The sequence below is a fragment of the Psychrobacter sp. ENNN9_III genome (genome assembly GCF_001462175.1).
Lineage (GTDB): Bacteria > Pseudomonadota > Gammaproteobacteria > Pseudomonadales > Moraxellaceae > Psychrobacter.
In genome coordinates this window covers 1-10555 of the sequence record NZ_LNUO01000066.1, presented here as the reverse complement: position 1 = coordinate 10555, position 10555 = coordinate 1, and the positions used below count along the sequence as shown (strand labels likewise).

8 protein-coding genes are annotated in these 10555 nt (G+C 42.8%); 4 read left to right on the top strand and 4 right to left on the bottom strand.

Annotation, left to right across the window (positions count from 1 at the left end; genetic code table 11):
- Positions 1-339: 339 nt before the first annotated feature.
- The 3 genes from PENNN9_RS04490 to cysS form a co-directional block, all read right to left on the bottom strand.
- Positions 340-1671, bottom strand: coding sequence for a mechanosensitive ion channel family protein (locus PENNN9_RS04490; protein WP_197409070.1), 1332 nt, complete (start codon positions 1669-1671; stop codon positions 340-342).
- Complete coding sequence (locus tag PENNN9_RS12675; RefSeq protein WP_156410069.1) at positions 1647-2297, bottom strand: hypothetical protein; 651 nt, start codon at positions 2295-2297, stop codon at positions 1647-1649. The genes PENNN9_RS04490 and PENNN9_RS12675 overlap by 25 nt, the downstream gene beginning before the upstream one ends.
- Positions 2298-2440: 143 nt before the next feature.
- Positions 2441-3901, bottom strand: coding sequence for a cysteine--tRNA ligase (cysS, locus tag PENNN9_RS04485; protein ID WP_058368535.1), 1461 nt, complete (start codon positions 3899-3901; stop codon positions 2441-2443).
- A 132-nt stretch (positions 3902-4033) separates the two neighbouring features.
- Here cysS and PENNN9_RS04480 point away from each other — a divergent pair, with 132 nt between their 5' ends.
- Positions 4034-4690 (top strand): cob(I)yrinic acid a,c-diamide adenosyltransferase, encoded by a 657-nt coding sequence (locus PENNN9_RS04480; protein ID WP_058368534.1) that lies wholly within the window; start codon positions 4034-4036, stop codon positions 4688-4690.
- Positions 4691-4785: 95 nt separating this feature from the next.
- Here the strand turns inward: PENNN9_RS04480 and PENNN9_RS04475 are convergent, their stop codons facing one another.
- Entirely contained in the window at positions 4786-5739 is a 954-nt protein-coding gene (locus PENNN9_RS04475) for a hypothetical protein (RefSeq protein WP_058368533.1), read from the bottom strand.
- A 391-nt stretch (positions 5740-6130) separates the two neighbouring features.
- On the opposite strand from PENNN9_RS04475, the gene PENNN9_RS04470 reads away from it, so the two are divergent.
- From PENNN9_RS04470 to PENNN9_RS04460, 3 genes are all read left to right on the top strand, one after another.
- Positions 6131-6961 carry a glycerophosphodiester phosphodiesterase gene (locus PENNN9_RS04470; RefSeq protein ID WP_058368532.1) on the top strand — a complete coding sequence of 277 codons (831 nt, stop codon included), beginning with the start codon at positions 6131-6133 and terminating at the stop codon, positions 6959-6961.
- Between the two features lie 368 nt (positions 6962-7329).
- Positions 7330-8733 (top strand): acyl-CoA desaturase, encoded by a 1404-nt coding sequence (locus PENNN9_RS04465; protein WP_058368531.1) that lies wholly within the window; start codon positions 7330-7332, stop codon positions 8731-8733.
- 259 nt (positions 8734-8992) lie between these two features.
- Positions 8993-10459: a protein adenylyltransferase SelO gene (locus PENNN9_RS04460; RefSeq protein WP_058368530.1), complete on the top strand. Its 1467-nt coding sequence runs from the start codon at positions 8993-8995 to the stop codon at positions 10457-10459.
- Positions 10460-10555: the final 96 nt, after the last annotated feature.

Here is a 10555-nt window from a genome sequence, read left to right as displayed (position 1 = left end):
CTGCTCTCGTAGCGAGTGCATTGTTTTTATTAGTGGTGATCTCAGTACCACTCGCCGCAGCTTTAGCTGGCATGTAAATGCTGCTAGACATGATACTTAGCAACCCAACCATGATATAAGCTTTAGAAGAGTTCATCGTAAAATCTTTTTTTGGTAAGGCGGTTCATACGATTAGCGCCTATAAGTCTGAGAGTTTTATATAAAAAAAGTATCTTAAAGATAAGTCAAACTAAAACAGCGCGCAAAAAAAAGCCAGCGTAAAGCTGACTTAATTTGTTAGTATACGTATTTATTGTCCACACAGTCTCGTTAGATTTTTTAAAACACATTAAATGTTTTTTAAAAAGTGATACGCTCGGCAGGTAGATAGGGTTTTTGCTCATCATAAAGATAAGCCAGCAGCTGTTCACGAATCTCACATTGCAGCATCCAGCCATTATCAGGATTGTCAGCCGCTAAAGTGCCATACAGCTCTATAGTGTCTCTATCTACGGACAACACATACAGCATAGGTTCAGTCTCACCATCCCAGTACTCACTAGCTTGCACCACTGCCGCATATTTATCACGAACGTCATCGACATTGATACCATAGTCCACCAGCACAGTTACCGTAAATGTTTGATGAGGGTCAGGATGTGACCAATTCTCAACGGTCTCTGTCACAAAGTAGCGCATCGGTACAAACAAACGGCGTTCATCCCAAGTTTTGATGGTAGCGTAGGTGTAACCTAAATCCTCAACGGTACTCCAATTGCCATCATACATAATTGTATCACCGATACGTATGGGCTGAGTCATGGCTATCTGTAAGCCTGCGACGATATTACCAAGCGTGGGCTGCGCAGCAATACCAATCACTACACTCAAAATACCAGCAGAAGTCAATAAGGTTTTACCAAGACCCTCAAGATTGACAAATTCGCTCATTCCAATCCAAACACTGCCAATGACCATAACAAAGATAAAAACGCGTCGAAATACTGATAAATAAGTCGTACGCTTACGGTACTCGTCATACTCTTCATCCTCTAAGCTGTCGATTTGAATGTCCTCATAACGATTGGCAAAGAAGTTAATGACGCGAATACCAAGCCAAATAGCGCTCAGTACTAAAGCTATCCATACAATAGGACGCGTCGCTGTTGCAATAGCGTCTATAAAAGGAAAACCACCTGAAACCAAGGTAAATACTAAAGACAAACTAATGGTAAAGGTCAGCGGTATGGTAAATTTATTGACCAAGTCTGTGATGCTTTTTTTGCGACCGATGTAAGAGCCATCTTCCTCATTAGTATAACGATCTATCAAACGACCAGTAAGCCTACTAACCACCCAGCCCAGTCCTAGCGTCACGATAAAGAAGATAAATAAAGCCAAAAACTCCCAAACAGCGATACCAAGGACTCGCAGTTTGAGCAGTGATGGCAAATAGCTTTCGAACTTTGCAGGTTTGTACTGCTCATAAAGCTTATCGATATGACTGACGGTCTGGGCAGAAAACACCCAAACAGGAGCGTTGTCGCCGACTTTTACTCGTTCGACGAATATAGGTATTCGATGCCCACGATAATCAATATGACCAAGTTGAATAGCGCGGCGCGAAACACCGTGCAGGGGATTACTGCTACCGATAGAGGGTTCAATCAAACCATCAGGACGATCTGGCATTTTATTAAAAACATAAAGATTCTTTCTATGTAGCAAAAAATCAAGACGTTTGGACAACTCCATAAAAAATCAAGACGTTTGGACAACTCCATACCGCGGTTTGGCTGCAAGCTTGGATCAAACAAATTTAGATTAAGTGCATAAGCAGCCAAGTCAAATCGTTTTGTGACCGCAGACGTTTGAAAAAACTCCAACGCTGCAAACGGTGTGGACAGGTTTGGCGGTGGTGACAATGTCGGTAGACCTGTATTTAACCGCTTTAAAACAAAGTAGTTTGCGTCTTGTCCACCTGTAAGCCCAGTATATCCTTGCAGCTTGTCCGTTTGCTGCATCGCTGCTCGCTCATCTTCGTATAAAGCGTCACTTATAGTATCGGATAGCTCAATGCCTTCTTGCTCAAGGGATTCAACTTTTTGTTCAGCATACTCTATAAAACCATCAGGCTTGTCTATTGTCTGCTCTGCTCTCGTAGCGAGTGCATTGTTTTTATTAGTGGTGATCTCAGTACCACTCGCCGCAGCTTTAGCTGGCATGTAAATGCTGCTAGACATGATACTTAGCAACCCAACCATGATATAAGCTTTAGAAGAGTTCATCGTAAAATCTTTTTTGGTAAGGCGGTTCATACGATTAGCGCCTATAAGTCTGAGAGTTTTATATAAAAAAAGTATCTTAAAGATAAGTCAAACTAAAACAGCGCGCAAAAAAAAGCCAGCGTAAAGCTGACTTAATTTGTTAGTATACGTATTTATTGTCACAAGCAGTTTACTTAAGCACGGCGCCATGTCGTACCAGCACGGCTGTCTTCAAGCTCAATACCCGCCTCTTTTAGTTGCTCGCGTATTTCATCAGCACGCGCAAAGTTTTTGTCGGTTTTGGCATTTGCACGCTCAATGATCAAATTATCAATAGCGGCATCTGTTAGCCCATCATCTGATTGCTCGCCTATCACAGCTTGCAAAAACTGTTGTACTGGCTGCTGCAAAATATTGAGTACTTGTGCCAATGCTTTTAGATGCTGCGCCAAGCGCCATGCTGTGTTTAAATCTTCAGCTTTGATAGCTTTATTAATATCACGTGCCAGCCCAAATAATACACTAATCGCTGTCGAGCTATTAAAGTCATCATTCATCGCTTTGATAAAATCTTGTCCAGCCGCGCTATTATAAGCGTCGTTTATCAATTCGTCAGTGACTGTTAGCGATTGTCCTTTTTGCTGTTCAGCCAGTTTTAAGACGTTATATAATCTGCTTAGGCTATTATGTGCTTCATCTAAAGCACTATCAGAGAAGTTTACTTGGCTACGATAATGGCTTGATAATAAGAAAAAACGTACCGTCTCAGGCAAATACTTGGCGGTTACATCACGAATGGTAAAAAAGTTACCCAGCGACTTAGACATCTTTTCGCCATCAACATTGATAAAACCGATGTGCATCCAGTTACGCGCGTATTCGCATCCTGTCGCCGCTTCAGACTGCGCTATCTCGTTTTCATGGTGCGGAAACTGCAAATCATGCCCACCGCCATGAATATCAAAGGTATCGCCAAGACACTTCGTTGACATCGCCGAGCACTCGATATGCCAACCTGGACGCCCTTGACCCCAAGGGGACGCCCACTGCGGCTCATCGGGCTTTGCCGCTTTCCAGAGTACAAAGTCAAACGGATTACGCTTATCGTTTTCGACATCGACCCGCGAGCCTGCTTGCATATCATCAAGGTTACGCTTAGACAATTTGCCATAGTCAGAAAAGCTGTCCACTGCATAATAGACGTCACCATTGTCACCTGCATATGCATAATCACGTGTGACCAGCGTCTCAATCATTTGCTGCATCTCGTTAATATGTTCAGTCGCCCGTGGTTCAGCATCTGGCATTTGGCAGCCAAGTGTGCTTGCATCTTCGTGCATCGCTGCAATAAAACGCTGTGTCAACGCACTAATATCTTCACCGTTCTCATTAGCGCGAGCGATGATTTTGTCATCGATATCGGTAATATTGCGCACATAATCAACATCATAGCCTAGTCGTGCCAGCCAGCGCACTACCATATCGAACCCAACCATAACGCGAGCATGGCCAATATGGCAATAGTCATAGACAGTCATACCGCACACATATATGCCTACCTGTCCTGCTTTGAGTGGCTCAAACTGACGTTTGCCGCCAGTGAGTGAATCATAAATGACAAGCTGAGACATCGCATCGGCAAGTGGTGTGGTCATAGTAAAAAAGCCTTTTGATAAAAATAAAGAAAATAAAACGTAACCTATTATCTTAGCGAAAACAGCGAGAAAATACTACAATGGCCAGACAACTAACACCAGTGCACAACCAAAAACTATTAAGGATAAGAGATGGGCAATCGTTTGAGCAAAATATATACGCGTACCGGTGATGATGGTAGTACTGGTATGGCAGATGGCAGCCGCGTCAGTAAAGCGGACCATTTATTTAGTGTCATGGGTGATATCGATGAGCTCAACTCACACATCGGTTTGGTACGTGCACATCTGACACAAGCCATAACTGACAACAATGTGACGCCAAGTAAACAACAGCTACCAGAGCGTTTGCAACAAAAAGAGTCAGATTTCACTCAAGCTCTAGTGGTCATTCAGCATTTGTTATTCAATATCGGTGGCGAGCTTGCTATGCCAGGATATGAAGGTGTTAATCCCACTCATATAGACTGGTTAGAGCAGCAAATCGATGCGATGAATACTACCCTACCGCCGCTAAAAGACTTTATCCTACCTACAGGTTCATTATTGGTCAGTCAGTTGCACGTGGCGCGTAGTGTGTGTCGCCGTGCTGAGCGCCAAGCTGTATTATTACAGCAAGAGCATGCACAAGCCATTCGTAGTACTGCGCTTAGCTTTATCAATCGTTTGTCTGATTGGTTGTTTGTCGCAGCGCGCTTTTGTACTGACCCCAATCAGGTCTCTGAGGTACTGTGGGACAGTCAAGTTTTAGAGAACGTTACCATTAACGATAATAAAAACAACCGTTAACCTGACAATCAATGAGCGCATGCTATATGCAAAACGCCTGCAACTTATTCTAGTTGCAGGCGTTTATTAGCTTTAGCCAAAGAGGATACTAATACTTAATAAGTAGCGCTTTCATCTTCAATGATAACCATATCGATGCTTTCATCTTGTGGCACGACTTTTGGTACTTCAGGCGTCACTGGTGGCTTGGCATCGACACTAGGTAGTGCAGCTGTTTCTTGGGCACTATTGTCATTATTATCTTGATTGATAGTAGGCGGCGTAGCGGGTTCAGCTGGACGCACAGGCTCTACTGGCGTGACAGGTTTTGGTTGGCGTTTTATTTGGTTTTCACTATTCTTGCGTGCGGCTTCACGGCGACGCGCGGCTTCTTGCTCTTGACGCTTCGCTTGTTGTTCATCTACAACCGACTGTATGACAGAGCTTGCCATCACATCAGATACAATGGTAATGAGAGCTGGTTGACCTGCAATACGAGCTTGTATTTGCCCACTTTGAGCGCCAGCCACATATGTAAAGGCGTCGTCGACTAACATATTATTGTTAATACGAATGTTATTTCGGGCAAGTCGCGTTTGTAGACTTGGCTGATTGTTAGCCGCACTCATCTGACTGGCTTGGTACAAATCTTCGCTTGGCAATGTCATACTGACACTTGCTTGACAGGTCGTCATACCATTCGCATTGGCTTCTTGTAAGATGGCAGCATTTTGCACATCAATCATTACCCCATCTACTTTATCCATGAGCACATTGTTGTCTATATTGACTTCTGCGATGTTTGCATAAGTGGCAGCTGATGACTGTGCTTGCTGATTAAGGGTATTTTTTAAAGCAGATTTTAAGCGATCTTGTACCATGGGGTTATCACAACTGATAGCAGGAACAACCGTACCATCATTAGCTGCCGGCTGCTCAGTAGTAACCTCAGCTGTCTCAGTAGTCTCATCTTTGTCCGAACGTTCACAACCAGCAATAGCTAAACCACATATCACACTAATACCAGCAACTTGCTGCCATTTTGACCACTTTTTATTTGCTACGCTCATATCTATTTTGCTCCCGATTTACTCATTTGCACCGTCAAGGGTAGACAGTATAGCTATCTAGATTGTCATAACGCTATAACAGCTGTGTACGACCAATATTAAAATCAGGTCATTATACGAGGTTTGTAGCAGATGGTCAGTAATGTGGACCATTGATATACAAATAAAACCCAGCGGAGACTATAAAAACCCTTTTTAGTTGCAAAAACGCAACAAACCTTTATTAAGCGATTTAAGGATAGAGCAGTCTCATTGCCTGATTTAGCTAGTAGCTATCATTATTTTTACCGAGCTGTACAAAACCAAACCTTACTATACATCTCTTACATTTTGCGCAAAACTTTACACGGTATCATATTCTTGACTAGAAGATAATTGACGATGGATCTTTATGATAAAGCTTGATAACACGCTGCTCTTAGGACATCGAGGCGCACGCAGTGAAGCATTAGAGAACACGCTATTTGGTTTTGAACATGCTTATGGACTACAAGCACAAGGCTTATCAGGCGTAGAGTTTGATGTACAACTCACCGCAGATGGTCATCTAGTAATATTTCATGACGAAACGCTGCAGCGACTTTGCGGCTTACAGTCGCGAGTCGACCAATTAAGTTTGATTGAAATTCAACGTCAACTACAATCAGGCCATAAAATTATTACTTTGGATATGTTGGCGCAGTCCATGACCTGCCCTTCTGCTAACTTTTCTCGATCAGATATACCTAAAGCCTCAGTCACTGGCACAACGGTAACCACTAAGACCCGAAAATCCAAGATTTCGCTACCTGCTTTGACTCAGTTTACTCATATTGAGCTTGAGATTAAAACTCATGACCGAACCAATTACGCCAAACTGATACAAGCGTTGATACGTTATTTAGTAGATACCCCTCTTGCCAGCTTACCTATCGTTCTTACTACTTTTGATGTACAGCTTTTGGCCCAGCTACAATGTAATAAAGTGCTAGCAAATATCCCGCGCGGCTTACTAGTACGTACACCGCAATCAATGGCTTTAGCGCCTAATACTGCTCTACAATTGGGTTGTACGCAGCTTGGCATACACTATCCGCTAATCACCCAATCTATTATCCAAAATGCGCATCGTTATGGCTTACCGGTAAGCGCATGGACGGTAAACGATATAGAAATCGCAAAAAAACTTGTCAAATGGCAAGTAGATGTCATTATTACTGATATTCCAACCCAGCTATTATAAATCCTTTTGGTTTAACACTTATCGTAAGCTAAGAGCTCATTTTACTATTCGCGTCATACATTTAGCTCAATTTAACAAGGTTTTTATCGATTGAGGTACAACTTTTTTAGCTATTTATTAATCAATAGTTTCTTAACACAGCTTTAGTAGAACTTACACTTTCACACAACACCTGATAGCTAATAGGGTATTTACAATGAAATATCCAATAACTCATACAAGTTATTGTTATTTATTAATATTTTTCTAGTGCATAAACGTTCACTTTCCGCTTCTTTTAGGGTAATATAGAGCCTGAAACTAATACCGCTAGGAAAATTATATGATTGCAAAAAAAGCAATGGGCTTACCGCTTAAAGGAAAATTATATGATTGCAAAAAAAGCAATGGGCTTACCGCTTAAAGGCTTACGTTTCGCTATCAAATCTGGTGACAGCATTTTGGATAACGCAACCACTCAGGTTGGGCGTTTTAAAACTTGGTTTGACAATACCAAGGCGAAAGCTGCGCTTGATGAGCAGCCTACCGCAAAACGCAACTATACAAAAACGGCTGATCAGAACGATATCACCACAAGCAACCAAACCATCGATTTACGCGAGTTTGAGTTCAAAAAAGCGCCAATTAACTGGATACCAGCGACCATATTAGTAGCGACTCCTATTGCTGCTGCTGTCATTACTCCGTGGTATTTGTTTACCCATCAAGTAAGTGCGCCTGTTTGGGGTGTCTTTGGTGCCTTTATGGTATGGACAGGTATCAGTATTACTGCAGGTTATCACCGCCTACTGTCACATCGTGCTTATAAAGCCCATCCTGTTGTGAAAAACTTTTTATTGCTAGGTTCGACGCTTGCAGTACAAGGCTCTGCGTTTGATTGGGTCTCAGGTCACCGTACCCATCACCGTCATGTTGATGATCGTATAGAAGACCCTTATTCAGCCAAACGTGGTTTTTGGTTTAGTCATATTGGTTGGATGCTCCGTAATTATCCAAGTGGTAAGTTTGACTACAAAAACATTCCAGACCTAACTAAAGATAAAGTACTGCAAATCCAGCATAAATATTATGGCCTTTGGGTACTAGCAACCAACGTCGGCCTGGTTGCAGCGGTTGGTTGGTTGTTGGGTGATGTTTGGGGTACGCTTGTACTTGCAGGTCTGCTACGTCTAGTATTGACGCATCACTTTACTTTCTTTATCAACTCGTTATGTCATATGTTTGGTAGTCGTCCTTATACTGACACCAATACTGCGCGCGATAACTTCTTTTTAGCGCTGTTTACGTGGGGTGAGGGTTATCATAACTATCATCACTTCTTCCAATATGATTATCGTAATGGTGTGAAGTGGTGGCAGTACGATCCAACCAAATGGTTGATCGCGGGTTTATCTAAGATTGGTTTGACAACTGACCTACGTACGGTCGATGACACTACAATCAAACATGCTGAAGTACAAATGCAGTTCAAACAAGCTCAGCAGCAAATCGATACGGTAAGTGCAAGTGGTCTTGATATCCCTCATGTCATGCAAAACTTCCAAGATCGCATCAAGTTTGAATATGAGGCTTTTACACAAACAGTAGAAGAATGGCAGGCGTTAAAAGCCAAAGCGATTGAGATGAAAAAGACTGAATTTGCAGATCGCTTGCATGAAGTTGATGATAAGCTCAAACTTGAATATGCCAAGATTGAACAAAAAATCCATGCGCATAATGACAACTTGAAAATTGCCTTCCGCTCAATTGGCTATAACAATAAAGCCGCTTAAAATGAGCTGATTTATTACACGTTAGTGTTCTATCACAGTATTCTATTAAATGTTATTTAATCCCCCTCTCTTTATAAGACAGGGGGATTTTTTGTGGACTTTAAAAAAATGGCTGTAGTTTGTCATCTTGTGTGTCGCTGATTAACAGTAGATTACAAGATATGGACAGAGTCTACAGGTGTAATATCAAGGCTATGTTATAGTAGATTTATCGTTATTTATCATCTACCGTTAGTCGGTATTAGCAGGAAAATCTCACATGCGCTATCAAAACACCTATGTCAATTTAGACCCACGTTTGTATCATAAGCAGACTCCAACAGCACTTAAAAATCCGCGTGCAGGACATTTTAATACCCAAGTCGCACAGCAGATTGGCTGGTCAGAGGATAAGGACTTGATGACGCGCTGGGTGGATATCGTTGGTGGTCAGTATGTACCTGCCAAGTTCGAGCCTTTGGCGATGGCGTATGCAGGTCATCAGTTTGGACAGTGGGCGGGACAATTGGGTGATGGTCGCGGCTTGCTGGTAGCGCAAGTATTGGATAATAACGACCAACCGCAAGATTTACATCTCAAAGGCTCAGGTCTAACGCCTTACTCGCGGATGGGTGATGGACGGGCGGTATTACGCAGTACCATACGAGAGTATTTGTGTGGTCATGCACTGACTCAACTTGGCATCCCGTCATCCAATGCGCTTGGTTTTGTGGTGTCCGATACGCCTGTACGCCGCGAGCGTATGGAAGCTGGTGCAGCTTTAATGCGCGTAGCCGATAGCCACATACGCTTAGGTCACATAGAGTGGATTGCAAGCTTTGCCCCTGACCTACTTAGCGAATTTACCGATTATATGATAGATACTTACTATCCAGAATCTCGTGATAGCGAAGCGCCAGTATTGGCATTCTTACAAACAGTCGTTGAACGTACGGCACGTATGATAGCTGACTGGCAGTTGATTGGCTTTGCTCATGGAGTGATGAATACCGATAATCTATCTATCACTGGCAGCACTTTGGATTTTGGGCCATTTGGCTTTATGGAACGTTTTAATCCCGCTTGGATCAATAACCATTCAGATCATACCGGACGCTATACTTATCAAAACCAACCTGCTATTGGACACTGGAATCTCAATGTTTGGTTGCCACACTTTATGCGCTTAGAAGGAGTGACGCGTGAAGCTTTATCAGATTGCTTAGCACCTTATGAAGCCACCTTTATGCAGCATTATCAACAAGGACTATGCCGCAAGCTGGGACTACCTCATCAACCAGAGAGTCTGACACTGGCTTTTGAGTGGTTGACCTTGCTAGAGGACAACTTGCTTGATTATACCAATAGCTTTCGTGCCATATTAGGTCTCATTGCTCCAGAAGATCATGCTTATGAGCGACAGCTATTAGCCACCTTGACTCATGAGCTACCAAGTGAAGCATTACAAGTATGGAAAGACTGGTCAGCGCGTTATGTAGAACATGTGCAAGCACTATCTCTCGAGCAAGTCATTAATGACATGCAAACGACTAATCCCGTCTATGTACTTCGTAATAGTATGGCTCAGCGCGCTATCACTGCCGCTGAACAAGGCCAGTTTGAAGAAGTAGCACGTTTATACGAGTTGCTTGCTAGCCCATATACGGTACAAGATATTGCAACAACGCTTGATAGCACACCTCCAGCTCCCAATGCACCGCAAATGCCAATCAGTTGCTCCTCATAAATACTACAAAACCTCTTTTTGATTACTACAACTAAATCCCAAACAGAGGGTAATAAATGACTTTTATTATCTTGGGCCCCGTCCCCCCCCCCCCCC

Excerpts from the sequence above, each read along its gene's own strand:
- PENNN9_RS04490 (WP_197409070.1), bottom strand. The coding sequence starts at position 1,671 with ATGCCAGATCGTCCTGATGGTTTGATTGAACCCTCTATCGGTAGCAGT.
- PENNN9_RS12675 (WP_156410069.1), bottom strand. The coding sequence starts at position 2,297 with ATGAACCGCCTTACCAAAAAAGATTTTACGATGAACTCTTCTAAAGCT.
- cysS (WP_058368535.1), bottom strand. The coding sequence starts at position 3,901 with ATGACCACACCACTTGCCGATGCGATGTCTCAGCTTGTCATTTATGAT.
- PENNN9_RS04480 (WP_058368534.1), top strand. The coding sequence starts at position 4,034 with ATGGGCAATCGTTTGAGCAAAATATATACGCGTACCGGTGATGATGGT.
- PENNN9_RS04475 (WP_058368533.1), bottom strand. The coding sequence starts at position 5,739 with ATGAGCGTAGCAAATAAAAAGTGGTCAAAATGGCAGCAAGTTGCTGGT.
- PENNN9_RS04470 (WP_058368532.1), top strand. The coding sequence starts at position 6,131 with ATGATAAAGCTTGATAACACGCTGCTCTTAGGACATCGAGGCGCACGC.
- PENNN9_RS04465 (WP_058368531.1), top strand. The coding sequence starts at position 7,330 with ATGATTGCAAAAAAAGCAATGGGCTTACCGCTTAAAGGCTTACGTTTC.
- PENNN9_RS04460 (WP_058368530.1), top strand. The coding sequence starts at position 8,993 with ATGCGCTATCAAAACACCTATGTCAATTTAGACCCACGTTTGTATCAT.